This is a genomic window from Nitratireductor luteus (assembly GCF_026162365.1).
Lineage (GTDB): Bacteria > Pseudomonadota > Alphaproteobacteria > Rhizobiales > Rhizobiaceae > Chelativorans > Chelativorans luteus.
In genome coordinates, this window is record NZ_JAOANW010000002.1 from 377,317 (window position 1) to 392,754 (window position 15,438).

At 62.0% G+C, this 15,438-nt stretch carries 13 protein-coding genes; 9 read left to right on the top strand and 4 right to left on the bottom strand.

Features of this window, described 5'->3' with window-relative positions:
- Positions 1 to 176: 176 nt before the first annotated feature.
- A complete protein-coding gene (gene acs / locus N1058_RS04415) occupies positions 177 to 2,132 on the bottom strand; it encodes an acetate--CoA ligase (RefSeq protein WP_265516268.1) in 1,956 nt (651 codons plus the stop codon).
- A gap of 319 nt (positions 2,133 to 2,451) precedes the next feature.
- On the opposite strand from acs, the gene N1058_RS04420 reads away from it, so the two are divergent.
- Positions 2,452 to 2,724 carry an usg protein gene (locus N1058_RS04420; RefSeq protein WP_265516269.1) on the top strand — a complete coding sequence of 91 codons (273 nt, stop codon included), beginning with the start codon at positions 2,452 to 2,454 and terminating at the stop codon, positions 2,722 to 2,724.
- Positions 2,725 to 2,747: 23 nt separating this feature from the next.
- Here the strand turns inward: N1058_RS04420 and N1058_RS04425 are convergent, their stop codons facing one another.
- Complete coding sequence (locus N1058_RS04425; RefSeq protein ID WP_265516270.1) at positions 2,748 to 3,410, bottom strand: YggS family pyridoxal phosphate-dependent enzyme; 663 nt, start codon at positions 3,408 to 3,410, stop codon at positions 2,748 to 2,750.
- Positions 3,411 to 3,592: 182 nt separating this feature from the next.
- On the opposite strand from N1058_RS04425, the gene leuS reads away from it, so the two are divergent.
- The 3 genes from leuS (at position 3,593) to N1058_RS04440 (ending at position 7,834) form a co-directional block, all read left to right on the top strand.
- Entirely contained in the window at positions 3,593 to 6,211 is a 2,619-nt protein-coding gene (gene leuS / locus N1058_RS04430) for a leucine--tRNA ligase (protein ID WP_265516271.1), read from the top strand.
- 15 nt (positions 6,212 to 6,226) lie between these two features.
- A complete protein-coding gene (locus N1058_RS04435; protein ID WP_265516272.1) occupies positions 6,227 to 6,763 on the top strand; it encodes an LPS assembly lipoprotein LptE in 537 nt (178 codons plus the stop codon).
- Between the two features lie 129 nt (positions 6,764 to 6,892).
- Complete coding sequence (locus N1058_RS04440; RefSeq protein ID WP_265516273.1) at positions 6,893 to 7,834, top strand: 1-acyl-sn-glycerol-3-phosphate acyltransferase; 942 nt, start codon at positions 6,893 to 6,895, stop codon at positions 7,832 to 7,834.
- Positions 7,835 to 7,852: 18 nt separating this feature from the next.
- Here N1058_RS04440 and fsa read toward each other — a convergent pair whose 3' ends face one another.
- The gene (fsa, locus tag N1058_RS04445; protein ID WP_265516274.1) at positions 7,853 to 8,506 is read right to left on the bottom strand and encodes a fructose-6-phosphate aldolase; all 654 of its coding nucleotides are present in this window, start codon (positions 8,504 to 8,506) and stop codon (positions 7,853 to 7,855) included.
- 94 nt (positions 8,507 to 8,600) lie between these two features.
- On the opposite strand from fsa, the gene N1058_RS04450 reads away from it, so the two are divergent.
- On the top strand, positions 8,601 to 10,784 hold the full coding sequence (locus N1058_RS04450) for a primosomal protein N' (protein WP_265516275.1): 2,184 nt from the start codon (positions 8,601 to 8,603) through the stop codon (positions 10,782 to 10,784).
- A 9-nt stretch (positions 10,785 to 10,793) separates the two neighbouring features.
- Here N1058_RS04450 and N1058_RS04455 read toward each other — a convergent pair whose 3' ends face one another.
- The gene (locus N1058_RS04455; RefSeq protein WP_265516276.1) at positions 10,794 to 11,189 is read right to left on the bottom strand and encodes a hypothetical protein; all 396 of its coding nucleotides are present in this window, start codon (positions 11,187 to 11,189) and stop codon (positions 10,794 to 10,796) included.
- A gap of 506 nt (positions 11,190 to 11,695) precedes the next feature.
- On the opposite strand from N1058_RS04455, the gene N1058_RS04460 reads away from it, so the two are divergent.
- From N1058_RS04460 to N1058_RS04475, 4 genes are all read left to right on the top strand, one after another.
- Positions 11,696 to 12,091, top strand: coding sequence for an AGROH133_08824 family phage infection protein (locus tag N1058_RS04460; RefSeq protein WP_265516277.1), 396 nt, complete (start codon positions 11,696 to 11,698; stop codon positions 12,089 to 12,091).
- Positions 12,092 to 12,422: 331 nt separating this feature from the next.
- Positions 12,423 to 12,983: a F0F1 ATP synthase subunit delta gene (locus N1058_RS04465; protein ID WP_265516278.1), complete on the top strand. Its 561-nt coding sequence runs from the start codon at positions 12,423 to 12,425 to the stop codon at positions 12,981 to 12,983.
- A complete protein-coding gene (gene atpA / locus N1058_RS04470) occupies positions 12,983 to 14,512 on the top strand; it encodes a F0F1 ATP synthase subunit alpha (RefSeq protein WP_265516279.1) in 1,530 nt (509 codons plus the stop codon). The genes N1058_RS04465 and atpA overlap by 1 nt, the downstream gene beginning before the upstream one ends.
- Positions 14,513 to 14,524: 12 nt before the next feature.
- A complete protein-coding gene (locus tag N1058_RS04475; RefSeq protein ID WP_265516280.1) occupies positions 14,525 to 15,406 on the top strand; it encodes a F0F1 ATP synthase subunit gamma in 882 nt (293 codons plus the stop codon).
- Positions 15,407 to 15,438: the final 32 nt, after the last annotated feature.

Sequence of the window (15,438 nt, forward strand, 5' to 3'; positions counted from 1 at the left end):
GTGCCGACGGAGATGGCGACGGGATACCTTGCGAGAATGTGTGTCCGGACAAGAGGCTGGTCGACCAGATACGTCGTGAGATCGGATGCTGACCGGGCACGATCTACTTGGCGACAGGAACGGGCTGTAGAACCGGAGGCGCCCGGCGCCTCCGGCTCGCAACGCGGAACCTGTCTTCACCCGCGCTTGTTCTGACGGTTCTCCACGAGGTCCTCGACGACGGCCGGGTCGGCCAGCGTCGAGGTGTCGCCGAGCGCCGTATAGTCGTCCTCGGCGATCTTGCGCAGGATGCGGCGCATGATCTTGCCGGAGCGGGTCTTGGGCAGACCGGGCGCGAACTGGATCTTGTCGGGCGAAGCGATCGGCCCGATCTCGCTGCGCACATGGCCAACCAGTTCCTTTTTCAGTTCTTCGGATCCCTCCTCGCCGGCCATCAGCGTGACGTAGCAATAGATGCCCTGGCCCTTCAAATCGTGAGGATAGCCCACAACCGCAGCCTCGGAGACCTTCGGGTGAGAGACGAGCGCGGACTCCACCTCGGCCGTGCCCATGCGGTGGCCGGAGACGTTGATCACATCGTCGACGCGGCCGGTGATCCAGTAATAGCCGTCCTCGTCGCAGCGGCAGCCGTCACCGGTGAAGTACTTGCCCTTGTAGGTCGAGAAATAGGTCTGGATGAAGCGCTCATGGTCGCCATAGACGGTGCGCATCTGCCCGGGCCAGGAATCGGCAATGCACAGATTGCCGCTGGCCGCCCCCTCCAGAACATTGCCATCGCCGTCGACAAGCTGCGGTCTGACGCCGAAGAAGGGGCGGGTGGCCGAACCCGCCTTGAGGTCCGTTGCACCCGGCAGCGGCGAGATGAGAATGCCGCCGGTCTCCGTCTGCCACCATGTGTCGACGATGGGCGAGCGCTCGTCGCCGACGACCTTGTAGTACCATTCCCAGGCTTCCGGATTGATCGGCTCGCCGACCGTGCCGAGGACGCGCAGCGACTTGCGCGAGGTCTTCTTCACATGATCGTCGCCGGCGCCCATCAGCGCCCGGATGGCGGTGGGCGCGGTGTAGAAGATGTTGACCTTGTGCTTGTCGATGACCTGCCAGAAACGCGAGGCGTCGGGATAGTTGGGCACGCCCTCGAACATCAGCGTTTGCGCGCCATTGGCCAGCGGGCCGTAGACGATATAGCTGTGGCCGGTCACCCAGCCGACATCCGCGGTGCACCAGTAGATATCGCCGTCGTGGTAGTCGAAGACATATTGGTGCGTCAACGACGTATAAACGAGATAGCCGCCGGTGGTATGCAGCACGCCCTTGGGCTTGCCGGTGGAGCCGGAGGTATAGAGGATGAAGAGCGGATCCTCCGCGTTCATCTTCTCCGGTTCGCAATCCGTCGACGCCTTCGAGGTCTCGTCGTCATAGGACAGGTCGCGGCCGTCGACCCAGTTCACGTCGGTGCCGGTGCGGCGCACGACCAGGACGTTGCGCACCTTGGCGCCGGCCTTCTCGGCGATCTCGATGGCCTTGTCCGTATTTGCCTTGAGGGGGACCTTCTTGCCGCCGCGCAGGCCTTCATCGGCGGTGATGACAAAATCGGACCTGCAGTCGTCGATGCGGCCCGCCAGCGAATCGGGCGAGAAGCCGCCGAACACGACGGAATGGACCGCGCCGATGCGGGCGCAGGCAAGCATCGCATAAGCGGCCTCCGGTATCATCGGCATGTAGATCGTGACGCGGTCGCCCTTCTTCACGCCGTTCGATTTCATCACATTGGCGAGCCGGCATACGCGCTCATGAAGCTCGCGATAGGTAATCTTCTTGTCTTCGGCCGGGTCGTCCCCTTCCCACAGGATCGCAGTCTGGTTCCCGCGCTCTTCCAGGTGGCGGTCGATGCAGTTGTAGGAGGCATTGGTGGTGCCGTCCTCGAACCATTTAATGGAGACGTCGCCTTCGAAGGAGGTGTTCTTCACCTTCGTGAAAGGAGTGAACCAGTCGATGCGCTTGCCGTGCTCCGACCAGAAGGCCTCGGGGTCTTCGATGCTGTCCTTGTACCATTTTTCATAGGTGTCCTTGTCGATCAGAGCGTCTTTCTTCCACTCCTGCTTGACCCGATGAACGTGCACTTCGGACATGATACCTCCTCCAGACAATTACGCGGCATAAGCCATCGCGGGCGCAAGAGGCGCCCGCTTTCGCGCGCATTATTAACATTCTGGCTGTGACCACAACATTAGACAATGGCTGGGGTAGGGGGCCGGGACAGGGCCAGGGTGGGGACGCACAGGCACTGGGCCGGACACCGCAATGAGCCGATTGTTAGCAGTGAGTTGGCTATGCTGCTAACGTATTGCTTTCATGAAACTTTTACCGGCTTGGAGCATTTTGGTTCTGGACGGTCAAGTCATGCGAGGACACAATATGGTTGTAGTCAACGAATCGGAAAGGGAATCGATGCGCCCACATGCCGACATGGAGATGATGCTGAAGGGCTACGGCCTGACGACAGCGGAGTTTCTCTACCATCTGCCGGATCATCCGCGTCTGCTGCAAAGTTTCATCTGGCAGCAATACGACATCGCACCGGATTTCCCTGAGCTCTTCCGCTTCATCGATTTCTGGAACGAGAAGCTGGAAGGACCGCTGCATTCGGTAACCTACACGCACTGCCATCTGGTTGCGTCCAGCGAATGGCGCAACGTGACGGGCGAGGTCGTGCTGCACTAGGTGCGAAGGGGCGGCGGCGGAGTTTAACGTGCGCCGAAAATCGCCGAGCCTATCCGCACGCTGGTCGCGCCGAAGGCAATTGCGGTCTCGTAATCGCCCGACATTCCCATGGAAAGTTTGCCGACGCCCGCCTCTCCGGCGAGCTTCTCGAGGAGTGCGAAGTGCGGGCCGGGATTCTCTTCGAAGGGAGGGATGCACATGAGGCCTGCGACTGTGAGGCCGTGAACATGTCGGCAGCGGCCGACGAAATCGACCGCTGCGCGCGGGTCGACACCCGCCTTCTGTTCCTCCAAGCCGGTATTGACCTGGACGTAAACAGGCAGCTGCCTTTCCTGCTTTCGCATCTCGTCGGCCAGTGCCTTGGCGATCTTTTCCCGGTCGACCGTTTCGATGACATCGAAAAGGGCGACGGCCTCCTTCGCCTTGTTGGACTGCAGGGGTCCTATGAGATGCAGCTCGATGTCGGGGAATTCCCGCCTCAGCTCCGGCCATTTGCCCTGGGCTTCCTGCACACGATTTTCGCCGAAAATGCGCTGGCCGGCTTCCAGCACAGGCCGGATATCGGTAGCCTCGAAGGTCTTGGAAACGGCAACGAGCGAGACCGAATCCGTCGGACGCCCCGCCTCGCGCGCGGCTTGCGCAATCCGGTTCCTGACGTTCCGCAGATTGTCGGTGGCATCATTCATCGTCTGTCGCTCCAGCCTTCCATGGTCCATCTGTTTTTGCTTCCAGGCAATTCCCAACGGAAACCTGTATCCACTTTCCCAGGAATTGCTTCGGGCGGAATCAGGGCCTTGCAGTTGACGGTCGTCACAAAGCATGGTGAAGGTCCGCCCGACAATCAGCTTCTATCTGTGAAAATCCGGGCATGGCAACCGAACGTTACAATCCGCGTATTTCCGAACCCCGCTGGCAGAAGGCCTGGGACGAGGCGAAGCTATTCGAGAGCCGCGACGATGATGGGCGGCCCACATATTATGTGCTGGAGATGTTTCCGTATCCTTCCGGGCGCATCCATATCGGCCACACGCGCAACTATACGATGGGCGATGTGGTTGCCCGCTACAAGCGCGCGAAGGGCTTCAACGTGCTGCATCCTATGGGGTGGGATGCCTTCGGAATGCCGGCGGAAAACGCAGCGATGCAGAACAAGGTGCATCCCAAGGAATGGACCTACCAGAACATCGCGGTGATGCGCGACCAGCTCAAGACCTTCGGCCTGTCACTCGACTGGAGCCGTGAATTTGCAACCTGCGACGTGGACTACTACCACCGCCAGCAGATGCTCTTCGTCGATTTCTTCGAGAAGGGCCTGGTCGGGCGCAAGATCTCCAAGGTCAATTGGGATCCGGTGGACCAGACGGTGCTCGCCAATGAGCAGGTGATCGACGGCCGCGGCTGGCGCTCGGGAGCCGAGGTGGAGCAGCGCGAGCTGGCGCAGTGGATCTTCAAGATCACCGACTATTCCGAAGAGCTGTTGCAGGCGATCGACGGTCTCGACCAGTGGCCGGAGAAGGTGCGCCTGATGCAGCGCAACTGGATCGGCCGCTCGGAGGGCCTTTCCATTCGCTGGGAGCTGGCGGAAGATACCGCCCCCGAGGGCGAGCAGGTGCTGGAAGTCTACACGACCCGGCCGGACACCATCTTCGGCGCCTCCTTCATGGCTGTCGCAGCCGACCACCCGCTGGCCAGGAAGGCTGCCGCCGCAAATCCCGAGCTTGCCCGGTTCCGCGAGGAGTGTCGCCGCATGGGCACTTCGGCCGCTGCGCTCGAAACTGCGGAAAAGAAGGGTTTCGACACCGGAATTCGCGTTAAGCATCCCTTCGACCCCGATTGGACGCTGCCCGTCTATGTCGCGAATTTCGTGCTGATGGAATATGGCACCGGCGCCATTTTCGGCTGTCCGTCGGGCGATCAACGCGACTTGGATTTCGCCAATAAATACGGCCTGCCGGTCACCCCCGTCGTGATGCCGGAAGGGGCCGATGCGGCGACTTTCCAGATCACCGAGGAAGCCTTCACCGATGACGGTGTGATGATCAATTCACGCTTTCTCGACGGCATGAAACCGGATGAGGCTTTTGACGAGGTCGCCCGGCGTCTGGAAAAGGCGATGCTCGCTGGTGAGCCGGCCGGAACCCGCAAGGTGAATTTCCGTCTGCGCGACTGGGGCATTTCGCGACAGCGCTATTGGGGTTGTCCAATCCCCATGATCCATTGCGAAAGCTGTGGCGTCGTGCCGGTGCCCAAGGAAGAGCTGCCGGTCAAGCTGCCCGACGACGTCGACTTCGAGAAGCCGGGTAATCCGCTCGACCGCCATCCGACCTGGCGGCACGTGAAGTGCCCGCGATGCGGCGCCGACGCGCGGCGCGAGACCGACACGATGGACACTTTCGTCGATTCCTCCTGGTATTTCGTACGCTTCACGAGCCCCCGCGCTGAGACACCCACGGACCGCGAAACCGCCAATCGCTGGCTGCCGGTGGACCAGTATATCGGCGGCGTCGAGCATGCGATCCTGCATCTGCTTTACTCGCGCTTCTTCACGCGCGCCATGAAGGCGACGGAACACCTCGATCTGGATGAGCCTTTCAAGGGCCTGTTCACCCAGGGCATGGTGGTTCACGAGACCTACCGGGCAGTGGACGGCCGCTGGCTGTCGCCGGCCGAAGTGCGCATCGAGGGATCGGGCGCCGACCGCAAGGCCATCGAGATGGCCACCGGAAGATCTGCTTCCATCGGCGCGCTCGAAAAGATGTCGAAGTCGAAGAAGAACACGGTGAGCCCCGAGGAGATCACCGAATCCTTCGGTGCGGACACCGCACGCTGGTTCATGCTGTCCGATTCGCCGCCCGAGCGCGACGTCGAATGGACGGATGACGGCGCGGCGGGTGCGCACCGCTTCGTGCAGCGCATTTGGCGTCTGGTGGGTGACATTGCGCCTGTTGTGGCGGGCATCAGCCCGCAGGCCGCGGCAGATGGCGGGGCAGCCGCTATCTCGAAGCCGGCGCACAAGGCCTTGAAGGCTGTCGGCGAAGACATCGAGAGGTTGGCCTTCAATCGCGCCATTGCCCGCACGCACGAGTTGGTGAACGATCTGAGCGCAGGCTTCGCCGGCCTTGACGCCAACGCTTCCCCGGAAGCAAAGGCTGCAGCGCGTGAGGCGGTGGAAATTCTCGTGCACCTCATAGCACCGTTCATGCCGCATCTGGCGGAAGAGTGCTGGGCCGCGATCGGCGGCACCGGGCTGGTTGCTGCCAGCGCCTGGCCTGCATTCGACCCGGCGCTGGTGGTCGACAACGAGATTGTGCTGCCGGTACAGATCAACGGCAAGAAGCGCGGGGATTTGACAATTGCGCGCGACGCGGACAAATCTGCGGTTGAAGATGCGGTCCTGAAGCTCGACTTCGTGCAGAAGGCGCTGGACGGCGCCGCGCCGCGCAAGGTGATTGTCGTGCCGCAGCGCATCGTCAACGTCGTGGCTTAAGCTGGAGCGGTAAAGGTGAAGATTCGCACATTGGCCGGGGCCGGCCTCGGCCTGATACTGGCGCTTGCCGCTGGCTGCACGGTTCAGCCGCTTTACGACAGCAGCCCGGAGAGAACCGGTCTGGGCGCGCCTGCGGTCGATCTGTCGAGCGTCGCAATTGACCCCGTCTCCACGCGCTACGCGCAGGAAGTGCGCAATCATCTCATATTCCTGCTGTCCGGGGGGGCTGGCGAGCCTGCCTCGCCGCGCTATGCGCTCGATCTTACGGTCACGCGCAGTACGACGTCGTCCGTGCAGGTCCAGTCCGGCAGCGAGAACGAGCCGACGGCCGGTACGGTAACGATGACCGGCATCTACCGTCTCAAGGATACGGCTACGGGTTCCGTCGTCGCCAATGGCAGGCGCAACGTGTCATCCTCCTTCGATAGGCCACGGCAGGAGTATGCCGTGCTGCGGGCCGAGCGCGACGCCGAGAACCGCGCTGCCCGGGAACTGGCCGAGTCCCTTCGCCTTGCCGTGGCGCAGGACATGGCGCGCCTCGACAAGCGCTGACCGGAACCTATTATAACAATGTAGAATCATATCCTCTCGGGGGAACTTCGTGCGGGCGGTAATTGAAGCGTGTTGTCATTGCGACGTCACAGATTTCGGTGAAACAGCCACCAATGGAGTGCTTCGCTCATGGATATTCACACGACGCTCTCATCGGTGGCCGGGGTGCTTGGAAGCCGCGTGCTGAAGCGCGAGGCGCTTGGCGCCGGCGAGCCTTCCCACGTCGTCGATCAGCTGATCGCCGAGCGCACGACGCATTTGTCCCGGCACCCGCTCTGGCCGGTGGCAAAGCCGCTGCTCTACCGCTATTTCCATTATCGGCAGGCGGTCGTCATGGCCGACACGGTGGCTCAGCTTTCAGGATGGGACGCCTTCACCTATATCAGTCAGCTGCTGCTTCTGAACGTTTCGGCTCGGGGCATCGAGCATATCCCGGCTGATGGCGGGTTCATTCTCGCGCCGACGCACCCGACGGGGATCGCCGACGGCATCGCCGTTTTCGACCTGATGAAGAAGGTTCGGCCGGACTTGGCGATCTTCGCCAACCGCGACGCGCTTCGTGTCAATCCGCGCTTCCGCGACCTGATAATCCCGGTGGAGTGGCGGCAGAACGAGAAGTCGCATGCCAAGAGCCGCGATACGCTGGAAATGACGGCCAAAGCCTTTGCGTCCAACAAGGCGGTCGTGCTGTTTCCCGCGGGGCGCATCGCCTACTGGAACGACGACAAGCTGACAGAGCGGCCCTGGCAGCCTTCGGTGGTCGCGCTTGCCCGGCGCTACGAGGTGCCGGTTATCCCGGTCAACATAACCGCCCGCAATTCTGGCCTGTTTTATCTTTTATCCAAATATTCGAGCGAATTGCGCGACATGACGCTGTTCCACGAGCTCCTGAACAAGAAGGGGCGCGCGATCCAGATGACGATCGGCCGCCCCATTCCGCCGGGTCTTCTGGACGGGGAGCCGTCGGAAGTGGCCGGGAAACTGCAGGAACATGCGGTCGGCAGGCTATTGGATGAGCCCGACGCCGAGTTCACGTCCGTCGGATGGAGCGCCGCCGCCCAGCGTGGCTGAACGGCGGCGCGTCAGCTGTTAGCCGATCTTCTGGCCGGTTTTGGCCCAGTCGGCGAGGAAGGCTTCCAGTCCCTTGTCGGTCAGAGGGTGTTTGACCAGGGCCTTCAACGTTGCGGGCGGGACGGTTGCCACGTCGGCGCCGATGAGGGCGGCCTGCTTCACGTGGTTGACGGTGCGGATCGAGGCGGCGAGGATTTCCGTGGAGAAGTCGTAATTCTCGTAAATCGTGCGGATCTCGGCTATGAGTTCCATCCCGTCGATCCCCAGATCGTCCAGACGCCCGATGAACGGCGAGATGAAGGTGGCGCCCGCCTTCGCCGCCAGCAGCGCCTGGTTGGCCGAAAAGCACAGTGTCACATTGACCAGACGGCCGCTGCCGGTGATCTCCTTGCAGGCCTTCAGGCCGTCGAGGGTAAGTGGCACCTTGATGCAGATATTGTCTGCGATCTTCGACAGGATGTCAGCTTCCTTCATCATGCCGCTGAAATCGGTAGCTGTCACCTCGGCCGACACCGGACCTTCGACCATGGAACAGATTTCCTTGGTCACCTCCTGGATGTCGCGGCCGGATTTCATGATCAGCGAAGGGTTGGTTGTCACGCCGTCCAGCAGGCCCAGATCGTTGAGCTCGCGGATATCGTTCACATCGGCCGTATCGACGAAAAATTTCATGGTCTACTCCTTGGGTGGCGCTGGCGCGGACGGTGCAGCCTCTTATCTACACTCGGCCTTGCTCTAATCCAAGAAAACGGCAAGGTCACGCCTCATGGAACAAGATTCGGCGACAAGACGCGTGATTCCGGTCATGGTGCCCATGCCGGCGGACAGACCCTATTCCTACGCCGTGCCGGCGGGGATGTGGGTGGTTCCGGGTTCCATCGTGCGGGTGCCGCTGGGTCCGCGGGAGGTTGCGGGCATCGCCTGGGACGGCGATGGCGGTCCGGTCGATGCGAAGAAGCTGCGGCCGATCGCCCATGTGTTCGACTGTCCGCCCGTGGATGCGCGGACGCGCCGTTTCGTCGAGTGGATCGCCACCTATACGTTGTCCCCGCCGGGTATGGTGGCACGCATGCTTCTGCGCGCGCCGGCCGCGTTCGATCCCGAAGCTCCCATCCAGGGCCTGCGCCTGGCTGAGCGGCGGCCCGACCGCATGACGGCGGCGCGCGAGCGCGTGCTGGCACTTGCCGGCGACGGCCAGGCATGGACGCGATCCGGGCTGGCGCATGCGGCCGGTGTCTCGCTCGGCGTCGTCGACGGGCTGAGCGCGCAGGGCGTTTTCGATAGGGTCGAAATTCCTCCCCGTCCCATCGTGCCGGCGCCCGATCCAGATTTTGCCAAGGCGGAACTTTCCCCCGCCCAGGCGGAAGCGGCGGACAGGCTGCGGCGTCTGGCCCGGGCCGATGCGTTTTCCGTCGGGCTTCTCGATGGCGTCACCGGCTCGGGCAAGACGGAGGTCTATTTCGAAGCCGTCGCCGCCGCGCTCGAAAAGGGCAAGCAGGTTCTGATCCTCATTCCCGAGATCGCTCTGACGCAGGCATTTCTGGAACGGTTTCACGACCGGTTCGGGGCCAAGCCGGCGGAATGGCACTCTGATCTGGCGCCGCGAAAGCGCGAGCGCGTCTGGCGTCAGGTGGCGGAGGGTCAGGTGCGCGTCGTCGCCGGCGCGCGCTCGGCACTGTTTCTGCCCTTCGACGAACTGGGGCTGATCGTAGTCGACGAGGAGCACGACCCCGCCTACAAGCAGGAGGACCGGGTCTTCTACAACGCGCGCGACATGGCCGTGGTGCGCGGGCATATCGGAGGATTTCCGGTCGTGCTCGCCTCGGCCACGCCCTCGCTGGAAAGCCGCGTCAACGCCGACCAGGGCCGCTATGAACGCATAAAGCTGCCGGCGCGCTTTGCCGATGCGGCGCTGCCGGAGCTGAGCGCGGTGGATATGCGCAAAGCGCCCCCTGAGCGGGGCGGCTTCCTGTCTCCGGTCCTTATCGAGGCCATCGGCAAGACGCTGGAGCGCAACGAACAGTCGCTACTCTTTCTCAACCGGCGGGGTTACGCTCCCCTCACGCTGTGCCGGGTGTGCGGGCATCGGTTTCAGTGTCCGGACTGTTCGAGCTGGCTGGTGGAGCACCGCTTTCGCCGCCAGCTCGTATGCCATCATTGCGGGCACAACGAGCCGCAGCCCGAAGCCTGTCCCGAATGCGGCACGCTCGACCATCTGGCTGCCTGCGGACCGGGGGTGGAGCGCATCGCCGAGGAGGTCGACCGCCACTTCCCCGAGGCCCGCACCATCCTGCTTTCCTCCGATATGATGGGCGGAGTGAAGCGGCTGCGGCTGGAGCTGGAGGCGATTGCCGAGGGCCAGGCCGACATTGTCGTGGGAACGCAGCTTGTGGCCAAGGGGCACAATTTTCCCGGCATGACACTGGTCGGCGTGGTCGACGCGGATTTGGGTCTTGCCAATGGCGATCCGCGCGCGGCCGAACGCACTTTCCAGCTTCTCAGCCAGGTGACGGGTCGGGCCGGCCGTTCCGGGCGGAAGAGCCATGGGCTGATACAGACATATCAACCCGAGCATCCGGTCATGAAGGCGCTCGTTTCCGGCGATGCAGAGGCGTTCTACGAAAGAGAGATTGCCGAGCGCGAGCGGGCAGGGCTGCCGCCCTTCGGCAGGCTGGCGGCGATCATTGTCAGCGCGGCAAGCCGGCCCGAGGCGGAAGGCCACGCCCGTGCGCTTCGCCGGGCAGCTCCCGCAGCCGACGATCTGATGGCGCTCGGCCCCGCCGAGGCGCCGCTATCGCTGATCGCCGGACGCCACCGCTTCCGCCTGCTTGTCCAGGGCGGGCGGCGCGCCGACATACAGGCCTATCTGCGCGCCATGATAGAAGCCGCGCCGCGCCCGCGCGGCTCGGTCCGCGTGCAGGTCGATATCGATCCGCAGAGTTTTCTGTGAGAATCCGGCTCACGCGGCTGCTGGATTTTTCCGCGCTACGTCCATGCGTATTACAATGCCATCTGGAAGGTAATATCCGTTAAATGTGTTGCCTGTGAAATGGGCATCACCAACGCCCGGCATACGCAGCACCCTTTGCATTCCTCGAATAGCAGGATGGTCTTCACGGATAAATTCTGTGGCGCTTACGTCCAATCCGGCAAGAGTTTCCTGATCCGAGATGACTTCGGCTACAATTCTGTAGAATTCTCGCTTATCCTGCACCGCGCTGTCAGGGACGATCCAAAGCTTCCATACATCGCTATCGGGATAGTGGACCCACATTGCAGCTTGTGGCTTCGCGAGCGTGAGATCCAACAGCTCGATGAGTCTCTGCCCCTTCGTTACCAGAAACGTCTGATCCATTGGATGACTCCGCTCTCCGAGTTCTCCGTCGTTTCAAACAGCGTTTGGGCCTCAAACATAGTATAGGAGCGATAACGGGCGTCGGGAAGCCATTCGCTGGAAATCGCCCAATTGACCGCAAATGATGAATTGTTCGAAAGTTCGCGCTTCAGCTCGCCGGATAACCCCGCCAATCCGACCAGCTGTGAGAACTCATGTGAATATACGTTCCGTATGAAGTTCCTGTCTGGAATTGTGTCAGCGCTGATCTGTTTGGCTATGCAGGCTTTTAAGGCGAATTCCACTGCATAACCTGCCAAATAATATGCATTGAGGCGCGCTTGTGCAGAAGCAGCAGTTGCGCGTCCTCAAGTTTTGCCTCGGCCAGGGTTTGAAGCTCGCTTCTTCTCAAGAGACACACGTCCACATTTGCTTCGCCCAATTCTACACTCTACGATTGAAGTTGGTGCTGAGTCCAGAATCGTACTATCGCGTGCAGCGACTGGAATATCCAAGAGGAACGGACCATGGATTTCGCGTTTCCCTGGCCCTACAGCCAGGGTGAGTGGCTGGCCTGGAGCGTGGCGGCCTTTACCCTGCTGCTAGGGGCCTGCGCGCTTTTCGCGCCACGGCTGATGTTGCGGGCGCTGCGATTGGAGAGCGAGCCGTCGCGGCCTTCGGGTGTTTCATCTGTGCGCGCGCAGTTGGGCGGGTTCTATCTGGGCATCGGCCTCGGCGCCATCCTGTTCGCCCAGCCGCTGGTCTATATGGTGCTCGGTTTCGCGTGGGCGCTGGCGGCTTTCGGGCGTCTGGTTTCCATGATGTCGGACGGCGCCAACACGCTCTACAACTGGCTTTGCCTCATCGTCACCATCGCGCTTTCTGCGTTGCCGCTGGCTTTTACGTTTGGCTTCATAGGCTGACGTTGCGGCTACAGCATCGGCCCGAAGATCGGATTGATTTTCGGGAAGCACGATGCATAGATTCAATAATCTACAGCGTCCTTCGGGCGTTCAGAAAGACGCACGGCGCTGTGGCCGCGGGGCGGCTGCGACAAAACCTCCCCTTTCGTTGTGTTGCGGCGTGTTGCGAGTCCGGAAAGCCTGTGCTAGACGGCAAGCGGCTTTCGGCCGGGGGACGGTGGCACGCGTTCTCCTGTGTTGAAATAATATCAACAAGGTCAGGGATTTAGCCCGAGTCTTCGCACTCCAGCGTCAAATCTCGCGACCCTCAGCTGTGAGAAGAGACCATCCCGTGGCAGAATCTGGCTCGATGATCTCCGGAGTGGCAGGACGCTATGCGCAGTCGCTGTTCGAACTCGCCAATGAGGCGAAGGCCGTTCCAGCCGCTGAAAGCGACCTTTCCCGCTTCGAGGAGATGCTCAAGGGCAGCGACGATCTTCAGCGCCTGATCAAGAGCCCGGTCTTTTCAGCCGAAGAACAATTCAGGGCCGTCGGCGCAGTGCTCGACAAGGCCGGCATCACTGGGCTGGTCGGCAATTTCCTTCGCGTGACCGCGCGCAACCGGCGTCTCTTCGCCGTGCCGCAGATGATACGCGCCTTTCGCCAGATCGCCGCGCAGGCACGGGGCGAGGTTACCGCCGAAGTGTCGGTGGCGCACAAGATGACGGCGGCGCAGGAAAAAGAGCTCAAGGCGGCCCTCAAGGATGTCGCCGGCAAGGACGTCACCATGGACGTGACGGTCGATCCCTCCCTTCTCGGCGGACTTGTCGTCAAGCTCGGATCGCGCCAGATCGATACTTCGCTTAAAACCAAACTCAATTCGCTCAAGCTTGCACTGAAAGAGGTCGGCTGATGGATATCCGCGCAGCGGAAATTTCCGCAATTCTCAAGGACCAGATCAAGAATTTCGGCAAAGAGGCCGAAGTTTCGGAGGTCGGTCAGGTCTTGTCCGTTGGTGACGGTATTGCCCGTGTCTATGGCCTCGACAATGTCCAGGCCGGCGAGATGGTCGAGTTTCCCGGCGGCATTCGCGGCATGGCGCTGAACCTCGAAGTCGACAATGTCGGCGTGGTCATCTTCGGCGCCGACCGCGACATCAAGGAAGGCGACACCGTCAAGCGCACCGGGACCATCGTGGACGTGCCGGTTGGCCCCGAGCTTCTCGGCCGCGTGGTCGACGGCCTCGGCAACCCGATCGACGGCAAGGGCCCGATCAAGTCCAAGGAGCGCCGCCGCGTCGACGTCAAGGCGCCGGGCATCATTCCCCGCAAATCCGTGCATGAGCCGATGTCGACCGGCCTCAAGGCCATCGATGCGCTGATCCCGGTCGGCCGCGGCCAGCGCGAGCTGATCATCGGCGACCGCCAGACCGGCAAGACGGCCATCGTTCTCGACACCTTCCTCAACCAGAAGGCGCTCAATGACGGCGATGACGAGAGCCAGAAGCTTTACTGCGTCTATGTCGCCGTCGGCCAGAAGCGCTCGACCGTCGCGCAGTTCGTGAAGGTGCTCGAAGAGCGCGGCGCGCTCGAATATTCCATCATCGTCGCCGCCACGGCTTCGGACCCGGCGCCGATGCAGTTCCTGGCCCCGTTCGCCGGCTGCGCCATGGGCGAATATTTCCGCGACAACGGCAAGCACGCCGTTATCGGCTATGACGATCTTTCCAAGCAGGCCGTGGCCTATCGCCAGATGTCGCTGCTGCTGCGCCGCCCGCCCGGCCGTGAAGCCTATCCGGGGGACGTGTTCTATCTGCACTCCCGCCTTCTCGAGCGCGCGGCGAAGCTGAACGAGGACAATGGCTCGGGCTCGCTGACGGCGCTGCCGATCATCGAGACGCAGGCCAACGACGTGTCGGCCTACATTCCGACCAACGTGATCTCGATCACGGACGGGCAGATCTTCCTTGAGACCAACCTGTTCTTCCAGGGTATTCGCCCCGCGGTGAATGTCGGCCTTTCGGTGTCCCGCGTCGGTTCCGCCGCACAGGTTAAGGCGATGAAGCAAGTGGCCGGTTCGATCAAGGGCGAGCTTGCCCAGTATCGCGAGATGGCGGCCTTCGCCCAGTTCGGCTCGGACCTCGACGCCGCCACGCAGCGCATGCTCAACCGCGGCGCGCGCCTGACGGAGCTATTGAAGCAGCCGCAGTTCTCGCCGTTGAAGACGGAAGAGCAGGTCGCCGTCATCTTTGCCGGCGTGCAGGGATATCTCGACAAGCTGGCTCTCAAGGACGTGACCCGCTTCGAGCAGGCTCTGCTGACGCATATGCGCAGCGAAGGCAAGGAAGTGCTGGAGGCGATCCGCAAGGAAAAGGCCCTGTCAGACGATCTGCGCGGCAAGCTCAAGGCAGAGATCGACGCCTTCGCCAAGAACTTCGCCTGAGGTTTGTGACGCATGGCTTCCCTCAAGGACCTTCGCAATCGGATCGCCTCGGTCAAGGCGACGCAGAAAATCACCAAGGCGATGCAGATGGTCGCCGCGGCGAAGCTGCGTCGCGCGCAGGAGGCCGCGGAAGCCGCGCGGCCTTACGCCCAGCGCATGGGCACGGTTCTGGCCAATGTCGCCTCGACGGTTTCGGGCAGTGATGCGCCACCGCTGATGACGGGCACCGGCAAGGACGACACCCATCTGCTGGTTGTGGCAACCGCCGAGCGCGGCCTGTGCGGCGGGTTCAACAGCCAGATCGCACGCCATGCGCGCGATCACGTGCGCAAGCTTCTGTCGGAAGGCAAGACGGTCAAGATCCTTTGCGTCGGCAAGAAGGGTTACGACATCCTTCGTCGCGAATACGGCCAGCACATCATCGATCGCGTCGACCTGCGGGAGGTGAAGAGGATCGGCTTCGCCAATGCCGATGAGATCGCCAAGAAGATCATCGGCTTGTTCGAGAATGGACAATTCGACGTCTGCACCCTGTTCTATTCCGAGTTCAAGTCGGTCATCAGCCAGATACCGACGGCGTTGCAGGTGATCCCGGCACAGGCACCGGCTGATGGCGCGGTTGAAAACCAGGACTCCGACGCGGCGTACGAGTATGAGCCGGATGCGGCGAGTATCTTGGCCGATCTCATCCCGCGCAATATCTCCGTCCAGGTTTTCCGGGCCCTTCTGGAGAATGCCGCCGGCGAGATGGGTGCGAAGATGACCGCGATGGACAACGCGACGCGCAATGCGGGCGAGATGATCGACAAACTGTCGATCACCTACAACCGCCAGCGCCAGGCGCAGATCACCAAGGAACTGATCGAGATTATTTCGGGCGCGGAAGCGCTCTAAACTCCTGTATTCGCAATTCCGGACGGAAAACC

Excerpts from the sequence above, each read along its gene's own strand:
- acs (WP_265516268.1), bottom strand. The coding sequence starts at position 2,132 with ATGTCCGAAGTGCACGTTCATCGGGTCAAGCAGGAGTGGAAGAAAGAC.
- N1058_RS04420 (WP_265516269.1), top strand. The coding sequence starts at position 2,452 with ATGCGCCCACATGCCGACATGGAGATGATGCTGAAGGGCTACGGCCTG.
- N1058_RS04425 (WP_265516270.1), bottom strand. The coding sequence starts at position 3,410 with ATGAATGATGCCACCGACAATCTGCGGAACGTCAGGAACCGGATTGCG.
- leuS (WP_265516271.1), top strand. The coding sequence starts at position 3,593 with ATGGCAACCGAACGTTACAATCCGCGTATTTCCGAACCCCGCTGGCAG.
- N1058_RS04440 (WP_265516273.1), top strand. The coding sequence starts at position 6,893 with ATGGATATTCACACGACGCTCTCATCGGTGGCCGGGGTGCTTGGAAGC.
- fsa (WP_265516274.1), bottom strand. The coding sequence starts at position 8,506 with ATGAAATTTTTCGTCGATACGGCCGATGTGAACGATATCCGCGAGCTC.
- N1058_RS04450 (WP_265516275.1), top strand. The coding sequence starts at position 8,601 with ATGGAACAAGATTCGGCGACAAGACGCGTGATTCCGGTCATGGTGCCC.
- N1058_RS04455 (WP_265516276.1), bottom strand. The coding sequence starts at position 11,189 with ATGGATCAGACGTTTCTGGTAACGAAGGGGCAGAGACTCATCGAGCTG.
- N1058_RS04460 (WP_265516277.1), top strand. The coding sequence starts at position 11,696 with ATGGATTTCGCGTTTCCCTGGCCCTACAGCCAGGGTGAGTGGCTGGCC.
- atpA (WP_265516279.1), top strand. The coding sequence starts at position 12,983 with ATGGATATCCGCGCAGCGGAAATTTCCGCAATTCTCAAGGACCAGATC.
- N1058_RS04475 (WP_265516280.1), top strand. The coding sequence starts at position 14,525 with ATGGCTTCCCTCAAGGACCTTCGCAATCGGATCGCCTCGGTCAAGGCG.